Raw genomic sequence first — 13317 nt, 5'->3', positions numbered from 1 at the left:
GTCCTCCCCGTCCTGGGGATGGGGAGGACAACCAACTACGCGGAGGTAGCGTGTTGAGGTTCACGCTTCGGCGAGACCCGTGGTGGCGTCTCTCGGCGTGCGCTGACGGCCCGTCCGGCCGCGATGTTCACTGCCGCGTTCACGTCCGCGTTGGCCTGGTGTCCGCAGGCTGCACACCGGAAGACCGCTTGGTTCTCGCGGTTTTCCGGTGTGCAGTGTCTGCACACGCTGCAGGTCAGCGACGTGTACGCAGCGTTGATTTTCTCGACCCGCCCCGCGGCCTTGTGCTCGAGGCGTCGGACGAGCAGTCCCCAGCCGTTTGCCAGGATGCCGCGGTTGAGTCCGGCTTTGGCACGGCGACGGTTCGGCAGATACCTCCCGGGTCGTTTGGGATCAGGTTTGGGCCTTGGGCGCCTAGTCATCTGGGCGACGCGGAGGTCTTCGACCCGGATGATGTCGAAGCGTCGAGCGAGGTCGGTGCTCGTCTTCTCCACCCAGTCCTTGCGACGGTCGGCGGCACGGACAGACAGCTTGGCAATCGCGGCCTTCACGCGCCGACGCCGGTTGGAACCATGACGGCAGCGGACAAGCCGGCGTTGCAGGTGTTTCAGCCGAACCTGCTCACGGTCCGACAGGCCGGGGCAGGTCAGCATCTCTCCAGTGGACAGTGCGGCGGAGACGGTGACGCCGCGGTCTACGCCGACGACCTCGCCCGTGCCCGGTGCGGGGATCGGCGGAGGGATGACGGCGAACGCGAGGTGCCACCTGCCGGCCCGGTCGCGGGTAACCCTGTACGACTTCGCGTCCGGGATGGCACGGGATTGCCGGAACTTCACCCAGCCAACCTTGGGCACCAGCACCCGTGCCCACTTCCGGTTCAGCTGTTCAACGCGTCGCGCCTGCGGACCGACGATGCGGAATCCCTCGTGCAGCCCCTCCTTGCGCCAGGTCGGCCGTCGATGCGTGCCTGTGTGGAAGTGCTTGACGGCCTCGTTGAAGTCCCGCAGCGCCTGCTGTTGCACGGTCTGCGACCCGGTGCGCAGCCAGTCGAACGCCGCGCGCGCCTCGGTCAGCTGCCGGCACTGCTCCGCGAAGCCGGGCGTCGGTCCTTTGTCGCGAGTCCACATCGACCACTGCTCAAGCACCAGGTTCCACACGGTTCAGGCGTGCCCGCACTGCCGCAGCAAGCCAGCTTGCTGCGCGGGAGTCGGGCACAACCGGAATCTGGACATGCCATCTACCCAATCAGCTGGGACCGACAGTCCTCGATCCCCGAAGGGAGGCAGTCGCGGTTCCTCCCCACCCCGAAAGTCGGGTTTTCACCGCGACGACTCAAGTGATCCGGTTCGTTCTTCGTCGCGCGTTGGCGGCGATTCCGATCGGGGTGATCGTCACGCTGGGGGTCTTCGCGCTCGTGTTCGCGATGCCAGGGGACCCCCTGCGGGAACTGGCCGGTGACAAGCCGATTCCGGCCGCCGTGCTGGCGGCCAAACAGGCCCAGTTCCATCTCGACGATCCCTTCATCGTCCAGTACCTGCTGAGCATGAAGGACATCCTCACCGGCAACTTCGGTACGACGTTCGCCGGCGCGGACATCCGCGATCAGTTGGCGTTGCGGATCCCGGTCACGCTCAAGCTGACCCTGCTGGCGAACGCGTTCCAGTGGACGCTCGGGCTGTTCTTCGGGATCTACGCCGGGTTCAAGCGCAACGGCCTGATCGACAAGTCGTTGCTGCTGGCAACCCTGGTGCTGCTCGCGGTGCCGGGGCTGGTGGCGTACTTCGCCGCGCAGTACCTGTTCGGAGTCGAGCTGAAGTGGTTCCCGGTCTCCGGAGTGCTCGAAGGGTTCCCCAGGTCGTATCTGCTGCCGGCGTTGGTGATCGGCCTCCTCGGGTTCGCCGGACTGGCCCGGCTGATGCGGACGTCGATCGTGGAGACGGTGAACGCCGACTTCGTGAAGACGGCGCGGGCCAAGGGGCTGGGGGAGCAGCGGGTGCTCTGGCGGCACATCCTGCCGAACGCTCTGCTGCCGGTGGTCACGTTCATCGGGATCGACCTGGCCGGCATGTTCGGCGGGGCGATCATCACCGAGAGCATCTTCAACCTGCCCGGCCTGGGTCAGTTCATGTTCCAGGCGATCAAGCTGAAGGAAGGCGGTGTGGTGGTGCTGCTGTCGACCCTGGCCTTCATCTCGTTCATCCTGATCAACCTGCTGGTCGATCTCCTGTACGGCGTCCTGGACCCGAGGGTGCGCAATGTCTGAGATCCAGGCGGTGGTCGGCGCCGAGGCACAGGAGCTCGGCGACGGCAGAACCCTGTCGAACCGGGAGTTGCTGCGGGCGCTGCTCCGCAAACCACAGTTCGTCGTCTGCAGCCTGTTGTTGCTGCTGTTCTTCACCATGGCGGCGGTGCCGAAGCTGTTCACCTCCGTCGATCCCCGGTTCTGCGAGCTGACCAAGAGCCGGCAGGGCCGCAGCCCCGGGCACCTGTTCGGCTACGACATCCAGGGCTGCGACTACTTCGCGAACGTGGTGTACGGCGCCCGCCCGTCGGTGCTGGTCAGTATCTGCGCCAGCTTCGGGGTGTTCGTGCTGGCCGGATCGCTCGGTCTGCTGGCCGGCTACTTCCCGGGGTTCGTCGACGGGCTGATCTCGCGGACCGCCGACGTACTGTTCAGCATTCCGGGCATCGTCGTCCTGATCGTGATCCTCAACTCGGTGCCGGATCGCAGCATCTGGATCATCGTCGGCGTCATCCTGCTGATCGGCTGGCCGGGCGGGATGCGGCTGATGCGGGCCACGGTGTTCTCGGTGCGCAACCGCGAGTACGTGCTGGCGGCCCGGTCGATCGGGGTGCCGCCGGTGCGGATCCTGCGCAAACACGTGTTCCCGAACGCGATGGCGCCGCTGCTGGCGATGACCACGCTCGGCATCGGCGGCATGGTCGGCCTGGAGGCGGCGCTGACCTTCCTCGGGGTCGGGTTGCAGCCGCCGTCGATCTCCTGGGGTTCACAGTTCGGCGTCGCGGCGTCGTACCGGGACACCCCACACCTGTTCATCTGGCCGGCGCTGTTCATCTCGACGATGACGATCTCGTTCATGATCATCGGCGACTCGATCCGCGACGCCCTCGACCCGAAACTGCTGCGATGACGACCGGTGAAGTATTGCTGAAAGTCGACAATCTGACCGTCGAGTTCGACACCCCGCGTGGGCCGGTGCGAGCCGTGGACGGTGTCTCGTGGCAGGTGCGGGCCGGGGAGACGCTGGCGATCCTGGGGGAGTCGGGGTCGGGCAAGAGCGTGTCGACCCAGGCGCTGACCGGGATCCTGGAGATGCCGCCGGGCCGGATCGTCTCCGGTACGGCGGAGTACCGCGGTGCGGACCTGATTGGGATGACCACGAAGGAACGGCGCAAGATCGTCGGCGACCGGATCACCATGGTGTTCCAGGACTCGTTGTCGGCGCTGAACCCGGTCCAGTCGGTCGGCACTCAGATCGCCGAGTGCTACCGGGTGCACCGCGGGATGTCGAAGCGGGAAGCGCTGAAGCGGGCTGCGGAGATGCTCGACCAGGTGCGGATCCCGGCCGCGGCGAGCCGGGTGCGCGACTTCCCGCACGAGTTCTCCGGCGGCATGCGACAGCGGGTGATGCTGGCGATGGCGCTCGCGCTCGATCCCGACGTACTGATTGCGGACGAGCCGACGACCGCGCTCGACGTCACCGTGCAGGCGCAGATCCTCGAGCTGATCGCGGAGCTGCAGGCCGAGCGGGACATGGGTGTCGTCCTGATCACCCACGACCTCGGCGTGGTGTCGGATGTCGCGGACAACGTGGTCGTCATGTACGCCGGTCACGTCGTCGAGCGAGCCTCGACCGCGGCGGCGCTGGAGTACCCGGTGCATCCCTACACCGAAGGTCTGCTCGGCTCGATGCCGTCGGCGGACCTGAAGGGTCAGGAGTTGCCGACGATCCCCGGCACGCCGCCGTCGTTGCGGGCGATCCCGTCCGGCTGCGCGTTCCGGCCCCGGTGTCCGATCGCGATCGACGACTGCGCGTCGGAGATGCCGCCGCTGCTCACCGTCGGACCAGGTCGTGATGCCGCGTGCATCCGTCGTACGACGATCAGTGCCAAGGAGGCGGTGTGATGGCCGACGAGTTGCTGGTGGCAACGGGTCTGGTGAAGCATTACGACATCAGCCCGGCGCTGAGCTTCGGGACCAAGACGCTGGTCCGGGCGGTCGACGGCGTCGATCTGACCCTGCGCAAAGGGGAGTCGCTCGGCATCGTCGGCGAGTCCGGGTGCGGGAAGTCGACGCTGGTCCGGCTGCTCGCCGCGCTGGAGAAGCCGACCGCGGGCGAGATCTCGTACGGCGGGGTCGACGTGAGCAAGCTGAGGAGCCGCGACCTGCGCCGGTGGCGGCGGAACGTCCAGGTGGTGTTCCAGGATCCGTACTCGAGCCTGAATCCGCGGATGCGGGTCGGCGAGATCGTGGCCGAGCCACTCGAGGTCCATCCGGATGTCTCGCGCGGTCTGGACATCAGGAAGCGTGTCCAGGAGTTGCTCGAACTGGTCGGGCTGCGGGCCGAGGACGAGACGAAGTTCCCGCATCAGTTCTCCGGCGGGCAGCGGCAGCGGATCGGGATCGCCCGGGCGATCGCGCTCAACCCGGACGTGCTGCTGTGCGACGAGCCGGTGTCCGCCCTCGACCTCTCGGTCCAGGCCCAGGTGGTGAACCTGCTGATGCGGCTGCAGCGGGAGCTCGGTCTGAGCATCATCTTCGTCGCCCACGACCTGTCCGTCGTACGCCACGTCTCGGACCGGGTCGCGGTGATGTACCTCGGCCGGGTCGCCGAGCTGGGCGAGCACCAGCAGGTGTACGACGTACCAGCGCATCCGTACACCCAGGCGCTGCTGTCGGCCGAGCCCGGTCTGGCCCGGCAGGGCCGCAAGCGGATCGTGCTGGCCGGCGACCCGCCGTCACCGGTGATGCCGCCGTCCGGCTGCCGCTTCCACACCCGCTGCCTGCGGGCAGAGTCCCGATGCAGCACGGAGGAACCACAGCTTCGGCTCATCCCGTCCGGGCAGGCCGTGTCCTGCCACTTCGCCGAGGACGCCCAGACCTCCTACACCCCGGCAGCCAGCGCCTGAAGGTAACTCGAGTGTGATGGCCTAAGGTGTCGGCCGTGGAGTCGGTGGCCGGGAGTAGCACGCTGCGTCGGCAGACGGTGTTGCTGCTTGGCGTCATCGTGGTCGCGGGTGGGCTCGCCGCGTGGTGGGTGCTGACCGCGGGACGGGTCGCGAACGAGGGTTTCGACCTCACCGACGAGGGCTACTACCTGCTGTCCTACCGGTGGTGGGACGAGAACCCGCTGGCGCTGACCGGCGTGCAGTACCTCTATGGGCCGATCTTCGAGTGGCTCGGGTACGACGTCGTCCGGCTCCGGTTCTTCCGGTTGCTGACCGTGGTCGTCGTACACCTGCTGTTCGGGTACAGCTTCATGCGCTGGCTGCGGGGGAGACGACCGGGTGCGCCGCCGACCAGGCTGTGGGAGCTGGCCGGGATCGCGACCATCCTCGCGGCCGGCGGGATGTGTTACAGCTGGCTGCCGATGTCGCCCGGGTACAACGACGTCATCCTGCTCGGGGCGCTGACGCTGGTCGCGTGCGTGCTGTGGATGGCGACCGCGGTGGATCGCGGGACGCCGGTGCCGTTCTGGGTGCTGATGATCGCCGGTGTGGTGATCGGCGTGATGGTGCTGGCGAAGTGGACGTCGGTCGTGCTGATCGGGCTGATCGTGATCGCCGCCCTGATCGTGCTGTCCGGACAAGGGCTGCAAGCGGTTGCCCGAGGCATCGGGTTCGCCGTGGCCGGGCTGGGGATCGCGGCCCTCGTGGTGCAGCTGTTCGTGGTCCGGCTGAACGTCGCGGTGCCGGGGATCATGGCCGTGAACAGGTTCATCGCGGAGACGTCGTACTCGCCGACCGCGTTGCTGCAGGTCTACTGGTCGACCGGTCTCGAACTGCTGGGCCGGACGCTCCGCGAGCACGCGGTTCTGCTGATCGCGGCCGCCGTCGCGGTGATCGGCCGATGGCGGTGGCTGCGGATCGCGGCCGCAGTGCTTGCGGTGGTGGGTTTCGTGCTTTCGGTACGGCGGGTTGTCGTCGACGATGCCGCGGTCGGCGGATCGGCCCACACCTCGGACTACACAGTGACGCTGCTTGCCGCCGTACTCGTGGCATTGGTGACCGCCGTCGCCGCTGTGGTCGCCGGTCGGTACGGGCTGACCCGGCGGTCGACGCTGAGCCGGGAGAAGGCACGCGGCTGGGTCGTCCTCGGGCTGCTCGGGGTGTTGCCGTTGGTGCAGGCGTTCGGGACGAACAACCCGCTGTACACGATCGGCTTCAACGCGTTCGCCGCGTGGGTCGCGGTGATGATCGCGGTGGTGACCGGGATCTGGGCCGTTCCGCTGCTGGCGCGGCTGACGGTCGGTCTGGTCACGGTGGCGTCGCTGGTGGCGGTGGCCTCGATCTCCTACAGCGGGATGTTCCTGCACCCGTATCGCTCGGTCGGCCACAAAGAACTGACCGAGCCGGCCACGCTGGCGCCGTTGAAGGGCGTCTACATCCAGCCCTCGGCGGCGCGGAACTACGCGAAGCTCGAGGCCGAGCTGCGGCCGTACCTCCAGCCGCCGGGACGGCCGATCCTCGCCTTCGACAAGATGGCCGGGCTCGTCTTGGTACTCCAGGGCAGGCCGGTCGGCGAGGCGTGGGTCGCGCCGAAGGAGCGCAACCGGACCGCGGCCGGGATCGAGGAGGCATGCCAGCACGGCCAGCCGTGGAGCCCGGGCCGGCCGCCGATCATCCTGCTGAACCGGCGCATCTCCGACGTCGAGATCACCGCGCTGCGGGCCTGCGCGCTGGACTTCACCGCCGACTACGAACTACTCGCGCCGCCGCAGAAGACGATGAACCTGCAGGTCTACGTGCCGCGCAACGAGCGGGTCACCAAAACACCCTGAACGCCTGATGAGATCCTTGGGCGGTCGAACGTCAGTCGAAAGGTTGCGGATGATCAAGGTCGGTGTGCTGGGGGCCAAGGGCAAGATGGGCGCTCAGACGTGCCTCGCGGTGGAAGAAGCCGACGACTGCGAGCTGGTCGCGCGGCTCGACCAGGGCGACGAGTTGGACGCGCTGACCGCGGCCGGCGCCCAGGTGGTGGTCGACTTCACCCGTCCCGAGGTGGTGATGGACAACCTGGCCTGGTGCATCGAGCACGGCATCCACGCGGTCGTCGGTACCACCGGGTTCGACGAGGACCGGCTCGCGACACTGCGGGGTCTGCTGGACAAGAGCCCGGGGACCGGTGTCCTGATCGCGCCGAACTTCTCGATCGGCGCCGTACTCATGATGCAGTTCGCCGCCAAGGCCGCGCGGTACTACGAGTCGGTCGAGATCATCGAGTTGCACCACCCGGACAAGGTCGACGCTCCGTCGGGTACGGCCCGCCGTACCGCGGAACTGGTCGCCGAAGCCCGCCGGGAGGCCGGTGCCGGGCCGATCCCGGACGCCACCACCACGTCGCTGGACGGCGCGCGCGGTGCGGATGTCGACGGGATCCGGGTGCACGGCGTCCGGCTCCGCGGGCTGATCGCGCACCAGGAGGTGCTGTTCGGTGACATCGGCGAGACGCTGACGATCCGGCACGACTCGATGGCCCGGGTCTCGTTCATGGCCGGCGTCCTGCTCGGCGTCCGCCGGATCGGCGACGCGCCCGGGCTCACCGTCGGCCTCGAGCACTTCATGGACCTCGACTGACGTGAGTGCGTTGTGACCGCGAAGCGGGCGGCGATCGTGATCGCGGTCGTCTTCGTCGCGTACGCCGGACTGCTCGGCTGGCGCGGGGTGCTGCTGATCGGCACCGGTGATCCGGTGGCCGTCGTTCTCGGCATCGCCGTACTGGTGATTCCGCTGCTCGGGGCGTACCTGGTCTGGCGTGAGTTGCAGTTCGGTCGTCGTACCGAGGCGTTGGCACGTGAGTTGGAGGCGGCGGGCGGGCTGCCGGTCGACGATCTGCCGCGCCGGCCGTCCGGGCGGATCGACCGGACCGCCGCCGATGCGGCCTTCGGGAAGTACAAGGCGGAGGCCGAGGCCGCGCCCGAGGATTGGCGGGTCTGGTTCCGGTTGTCCACCGCCTACGACGCGGCCGGCGATCGCAGACGCGCCCGCTCCACCATGCGTACGGCGATCGCCCATCACGACCGTGACCAGCCGGGTGTTACCTGAGAGTTGGCCGTCAAGGTTCGCAAGGTAACTGACAACGTGGTGTGAAACGGGATACTTTCAGGGGAAGGCGCGTGGCAACCGGCCACGTGGAGGTCGGAGACTGGGTGGAGCCGTCCTGTGCCATCAGACGGGTCTCGCCGCGGCTCGGATGACGTGCAGGGGGCAGGTTTCGGCGGTCTGTTGCGAAAGCACCGGCGTGATGCCGGGTTGTCGCAGGAGGGTCTGGCCGAGCTCGCCGGTCTGAGCGTTGACGCGATCGCGGCGCTGGAGCGGGGACGCCGTCGCGCGCCCCGAGCACACACACTGCGCTTGCTGGCGGACGCCCTTCGCCTCGGCGCATCGGACCGTACCCAGCTCACCAACGCAGCCCGTCGCGACACCGAGTCCCCGCAGCCACAACTGCGCCGGCCACCCGTACCGCCGAACGAGCTGATCGGCCGCACCACCGAACTCACCGCAACCAAACGTTTGCTGGGGCAACGGATCACGCGGTTGCTGACGCTCACCGGGCCGGGCGGCGTTGGCAAGACACGTCTGACACTGGCGCTGGCGGGTGAACTGGAGGACAGCTTCCAGGACGGTATCTGCTGGGTTCCACTCGCTTCTCTCACCGACCCAGCCGGTGTGGTCCCGGCCGTCGCGGCCTCGACCGGTCTGCACCCGATGGACAACGCCAGCGCGGTCGAGACGATCGCCGCGCAGATCGGCCGCCGGACCATGCTGCTGGTGCTGGACAACTGCTCTCACGTCGTCGCGACGGTCGGGCAGATCTGTGCCGCGCTGCTGGAGTACTGCCCGAACCTGTCGATTCTCGCGTCCAGCCGTGAGCTCCTGCGTGTCCCGGGCGAGAGCGTGTACGTCGTACCGGCGCTGGCTCTGCCGCACGACGAGGATCAGCTCGAGTCGTCGGCCGCCGTACGCCTTTTCGTCGACCGGGCCACCGCCCGTGGGTACGACGTGGACGGGCAGATCGACCAAGTTGCTCGGGTGGTACGGCGCCTGGAGGGCATGCCGCTCGCGATCGAGTTGGCCGCGGCCCGGACGAACGTGATGACGATCGAGGAGCTGGCGTCCGAGCTGGAGACCTCGTTCGGCATCCTGGCCGGTGGATCGCGGACGGCGTCACCGCGCCAGCAGTCCATGTACGGCGCGATCGAGTGGAGCCACGACCTGCTGACGCCGGCGGAGCGGGCGGTGTTCGCGCAGCTGTCGGTGTTCGTCGGTGGGTGGACGTTGAGCGCGGCCGCCACTGTCATGTCCGGTCAGCCCTCACCGGGTCCGCTGGACCGGGCGGAGGCGCTGGACCTGACCGGACGACTGGTGGACAAGTCGCTGATCCGAGTCACCCGGCGCAGCGGTGCCGCGAGGTACTACATGCTCGCGGTGATCCGTGAATTCGCCGCCGATCGGCTGGCAGCCGCGGGCATGGCGGAGGAGGCTGCGCGTCGACACGCGCACTTCTACATCGGCCTGGCCGAGGAGGCGGAGGGTCAGCTGCGGGGTGTGAACCAGGCGCAGTGGCTCGAACGGCTCGACGGCGAGCTGGACAACCTCCGGGCCGCCATGGCGTGGTCGCTGCGGACGAGGTCGGTGCCCGAGGCACTGCGGTTGGCCGGTGGCCTCTGGCTCTTCTGCTACCTGCGTGGCCACTACGCAGAGGGCGGTCAGTGGCTGGAACGTGCACTGGCGCTGGCGGACACTGTCCCGGCGTCGGAGACCGAGGACCTCGCTCCGGTCCGTGCGAAGGCGAACCTGGGTGCAGGGATGCTCGCCTTCCTCCAGTGCGAGTACGACGCCGCAACCGCACGACTGCAGACGGCTTTGGAGCAGTACAAGGAGCTGGACGACGCAGCCGGTACGGCGCTCGTACTGCAACGACTCGGTGGGGTCGCCCGCGAGCGTGGGGACTACGCGGCCGCGGAGGACCTGCACTGCGAGAGCTACGACCTGTACGAGAGTCTCGGCGACCGGTCGGGGATGGCCTGGGCACACAACCACTTGGGCTTCGTCGCCTGGTTGCGTGGTGATCTGGAGGTCGGTGCTCGGCGGTGTCGCCGGGCGCGGGACAGCTTCCGGCTGCTGGGTGACGGTGAAGGGCTCGCGTGGTCGCTGATCAGCCTGGGGACCATCGCGCAGTACAGCGGTGAGTTGATCGAGGCGGAGGACCTGCTGCAGGAGAGCCTGGCGCTGTCCCAGCGGCTCGGGTACCGCGAAGGTGTCGCCTGGTCGCTGAACCAGCTCGGCATCGTCGAACGACGCCGCGGGCTGACGGAGCGCGCTGTACATCTGCTGGACGAAAGCCTTGCCGAGCATCGCGACCTGGGCGACCGGTGGCGATCGGCCAGTGTGCTCGAGGAACTGGCGTCGGTTGCTCAGCAGCGAGGGAGGAGCGAGTACGCCGCGTTCCTGCTTGGAGCCGCCGACGGGGTCCGTGAGGTGATCAGTGCGCCGGTGCCGGAGGTCGAGAAGGCCGACTACCTGGCGACCCGGACCGCGATCGAGCAGTCGCTTGATCGCCGGGCCTTCCGAACAGCCTGGTCGGCCGGCCGAGCCGCTCCGCTCGCCGCCGTGGCCGACGGCTACCCACCTGGCTCGAGCAGCCCTAGCGCCAAACACACTGGTCGGCTCTGATCTCGGGCACAAAAAAGCCCGATCAGCAGTCCACCAGGTCTGCTGATCGGATGGTTGCCTCGCGAGGCACCACGACCTGGGGGATCGACGGTACCCCGCGAGGGATCTGAGAGCGCGGGATCGGCGTGACGGACCCGGCCGGCTGTGTCCCTGTCTGACCCCCCAGGCAGTCCCCCCACCTCACAGCCGGCCGAAGCCACGTCGGCGATGTCACCTGTCGTCGAGCCCTCCCAGTCGACGTCTGGTTCCTCCGCGCTGACACAAGGTTGCCGAAATCACGCTCTGTCGCACAGGGACGAAACCCTGACATCGCCCTGACAAATATGTCCTGACAACGAAGGCCTTCCGCGGCCTTTGCCGACGGTGATCGCGGAATTCCCGAGCGTAGGCGAAAACGTCCGGGGTCGTGCGGTTTTCCTGCCCTTTCGGGCACTGGCTGGGAGCTGCTCCGCCGGTGGCCTTTAAACGTCCGCCGGGTGAAACCTTTGCGGAATTACGCAGCCTCAGTGCAGATATCCGGAGACGGCTTTGGTGAATCCCGCGATCCGGCGCAGCGGCGTGCTGTCGCCGTACTCCTGCTGTCCGGTGCCTTCGCCGTACTCGGGTGTCTGCGGTGCCGGGGCCGGGATGCCCTCGCCGACGCAGGTGACGTCCTTGGCCGGCGCCTTGCCGGTGGTGAGGAACGTGTTGACGATCTTGTCGGCGCACTTGTTCACGCCGCCGTAGATGCCGTGGTCGCCCTCGCGGGTGACGGTGACGAGCCGGGACCCGGCGTACCGGCTGTGCGCCGACACCGCGAGCGAGTAGTTGGTCGCCGGATCGTGCACCGACTGGACCATCAACGTGGTCGGAAGGCCCTGGCCGGTGGGCTGCGGCATGGTCAGGTTGGGGCGGTTCCAGTAGAAGCAGGGGTTCTCGCTCATGCCCCAGCCGAGCAAGGGGTACTTCGGCCCGAACCGGCTGGCCAGCCGCTCGCCGTACTCGCGGCCCTGCGGCCACGGGGTGTCGTTGCAGGTGACCGCCGTGAAGGTCGCACCTTCGGCATCGTCACCGACGACCCGGCCGAGTGGACGCAGGCCGACGGTGTCGCGGGAAGCGCGTCGTACCAGCTCGTGCTGGCGAGCCGGCGACAATGCGTCTACTTTCCGCTGCGCGGCGCGCGGACCGCCCTTGGTCTGGGTGGCGGAAAGGTCGCGAAGAAATGCCATGTCGATCGCGAGCGAATAAAAGTCGAGTTTTGTATACATATCCCCGGAGACGATCTCGTCCAGGGTGTTCTGGTCGTAGCTGATCTTGATCGAGCCGTCCAGGAACTCCTCGACCGCCGGCTGCTTCTTCAGCGCCGCTCGGAGCTTCTCGTAGGTCCTGATCACCGTGCGTGGCGAGTCGCCGAGCTTCAGCTGGCCGTCGTACTTGGCCGCCCAGGGCGCGAAGTCCTCGCGGAACCGGCGCTCGAACCCCTGCGGCTGCGCGACGAACGTGTTGATCCAGGGCTTGGTGAAGTCGGTGTTGGAGTCCAGTACGAAGCGGCCGACGTGCTGCGGGAAGTACGTCTGGTAGTACGCCCCCATCCAGGTGCCGCCGGAGTACCCGACGAAGTCGATCTTGTCGAAGCCGAGCAGCTGGCGGATCAGGTCCATGTCCTGCACGGTCTGCGCGGTGTTCACGTATGGCAGCAGGCCGCGGGACTGGCGGTCGCAGTACGGCTGGCTGAGCCGCGACGCCTCCGCGATCAGCTCGAGGTTCCAGGGGTCGCGGTCGCGCGCGTCCATCGTGTACCCGGGCTCGCCCTGGCAGGTGACGTTCGTGCTGTCACCGGTGCCTCGCGGGTCGAACCCGACGGTGAGGTGGTCCTTGGCCAGCGGTGCCTGACTGGCCAGGTACGGCGCCATGCCGAGACCGGCTCCACCTGGTCCGCCCGGGTTGCCGAAGACCACGCGGCTCGGCTTGCCCTTCACCGGGGCGACCTTGCTGACCGCGATCTGGATGTCGTTGCCGGAGTACTGGTTGGCCCAGTCGCGGGGCGCGGTGATCTTGGCGCAGTACGTCCGGTACACCTCGTCGCCGCACGGTAGCCACACCGGTTTCTGTTTCAGGTACCGATTGGCCACCGGATGGGCCCGGTCGACCACGGTCGCCTCGTCCATCGAGGCGGTCGCACCGGATCCCGGCACGACGAGAACGGCAGCAGCGGACAGCCCTAGGCCGACGGCCAGGGTGAGGTACTTCATGCAGACTCCAGCAGATGGCCATGCGTGATCGGACCGTGACAATCTGTCATGCCCTGCTGTGCTGGTCGAGCACCACCCCCGGCCCGTCGCAAATCACCCCCGTGCTATGGCCGTGCAGTTTGTCGGCGGCGGGCTCTAGGGTCTTCCGCACTGGCTCGGAAGGGAGTTG

At 68.0% G+C, this 13317-nt stretch carries 10 protein-coding genes; 8 read left to right on the top strand and 2 right to left on the bottom strand.

Annotated features, from left to right (window positions below; all coding sequences use genetic code 11):
- Window positions 1-35: 35 nt before the first annotated feature.
- Window positions 36-1145, bottom strand: a complete 1110-nt coding sequence (locus V9K99_RS31325) for an RNA-guided endonuclease InsQ/TnpB family protein (protein WP_337008968.1) — start codon at window positions 1143-1145, stop codon at window positions 36-38.
- A gap of 191 nt (window positions 1146-1336) precedes the next feature.
- Here V9K99_RS31325 and V9K99_RS31320 point away from each other — a divergent pair, with 191 nt between their 5' ends.
- From V9K99_RS31320 to V9K99_RS31285, 8 genes are all read left to right on the top strand, one after another.
- Window positions 1337-2263 (top strand): ABC transporter permease, encoded by a 927-nt coding sequence (locus tag V9K99_RS31320; RefSeq protein ID WP_337008966.1) that lies wholly within the window; start codon window positions 1337-1339, stop codon window positions 2261-2263.
- Window positions 2256-3152 carry an ABC transporter permease gene (locus V9K99_RS31315; protein WP_337008964.1) on the top strand — a complete coding sequence of 299 codons (897 nt, stop codon included), beginning with the start codon at window positions 2256-2258 and terminating at the stop codon, window positions 3150-3152. Before V9K99_RS31320 ends, V9K99_RS31315 begins: the two co-directional genes overlap by 8 nt.
- Window positions 3149-4147, top strand: coding sequence for an ABC transporter ATP-binding protein (locus V9K99_RS31310; protein ID WP_337008962.1), 999 nt, complete (start codon window positions 3149-3151; stop codon window positions 4145-4147). Before V9K99_RS31315 ends, V9K99_RS31310 begins: the two co-directional genes overlap by 4 nt.
- Window positions 4147-5151, top strand: coding sequence for an ABC transporter ATP-binding protein (locus V9K99_RS31305; protein WP_337008960.1), 1005 nt, complete (start codon window positions 4147-4149; stop codon window positions 5149-5151). The genes V9K99_RS31310 and V9K99_RS31305 overlap by 1 nt, the downstream gene beginning before the upstream one ends.
- 35 nt (window positions 5152-5186) lie before the next feature.
- Window positions 5187-7022: a hypothetical protein gene (locus V9K99_RS31300; protein ID WP_337008958.1), complete on the top strand. Its 1836-nt coding sequence runs from the start codon at window positions 5187-5189 to the stop codon at window positions 7020-7022.
- Window positions 7023-7071: 49 nt separating this feature from the next.
- Window positions 7072-7818 (top strand): 4-hydroxy-tetrahydrodipicolinate reductase, encoded by a 747-nt coding sequence (gene dapB / locus V9K99_RS31295; protein ID WP_337008956.1) that lies wholly within the window; start codon window positions 7072-7074, stop codon window positions 7816-7818.
- Window positions 7819-7830: 12 nt separating this feature from the next.
- Window positions 7831-8286, top strand: a complete 456-nt coding sequence (locus tag V9K99_RS31290) for a hypothetical protein (protein ID WP_337008954.1) — start codon at window positions 7831-7833, stop codon at window positions 8284-8286.
- A gap of 180 nt (window positions 8287-8466) precedes the next feature.
- Window positions 8467-10917, top strand: a complete 2451-nt coding sequence (locus V9K99_RS31285) for an ATP-binding protein (RefSeq protein WP_337008952.1) — start codon at window positions 8467-8469, stop codon at window positions 10915-10917.
- Window positions 10918-11420: 503 nt separating this feature from the next.
- Here the strand turns inward: V9K99_RS31285 and V9K99_RS31280 are convergent.
- A complete protein-coding gene (locus V9K99_RS31280; RefSeq protein WP_337008950.1) occupies window positions 11421-13148 on the bottom strand; it encodes an alpha/beta hydrolase in 1728 nt (575 codons plus the stop codon).
- Window positions 13149-13317 lie beyond the last annotated feature (169 nt).

The sequence above is a fragment of the Kribbella sp. CCNWLW201 genome, assembly GCF_037203805.1.
Taxonomy (GTDB): Bacteria; Actinomycetota; Actinomycetes; order Propionibacteriales; family Kribbellaceae; genus Kribbella.
The sequence above is the reverse complement of the archived record's forward strand: the minus strand, read 5'-3'. Positions and strand labels throughout refer to the sequence as shown.

Excerpts from the sequence above, each read along its gene's own strand:
- V9K99_RS31315 (WP_337008964.1), top strand. The coding sequence starts at position 2,256 with ATGTCTGAGATCCAGGCGGTGGTCGGCGCCGAGGCACAGGAGCTCGGC.
- V9K99_RS31310 (WP_337008962.1), top strand. The coding sequence starts at position 3,149 with ATGACGACCGGTGAAGTATTGCTGAAAGTCGACAATCTGACCGTCGAG.
- V9K99_RS31305 (WP_337008960.1), top strand. The coding sequence starts at position 4,147 with ATGGCCGACGAGTTGCTGGTGGCAACGGGTCTGGTGAAGCATTACGAC.
- dapB (WP_337008956.1), top strand. The coding sequence starts at position 7,072 with ATGATCAAGGTCGGTGTGCTGGGGGCCAAGGGCAAGATGGGCGCTCAG.
- V9K99_RS31280 (WP_337008950.1), bottom strand. The coding sequence starts at position 13,148 with ATGAAGTACCTCACCCTGGCCGTCGGCCTAGGGCTGTCCGCTGCTGCC.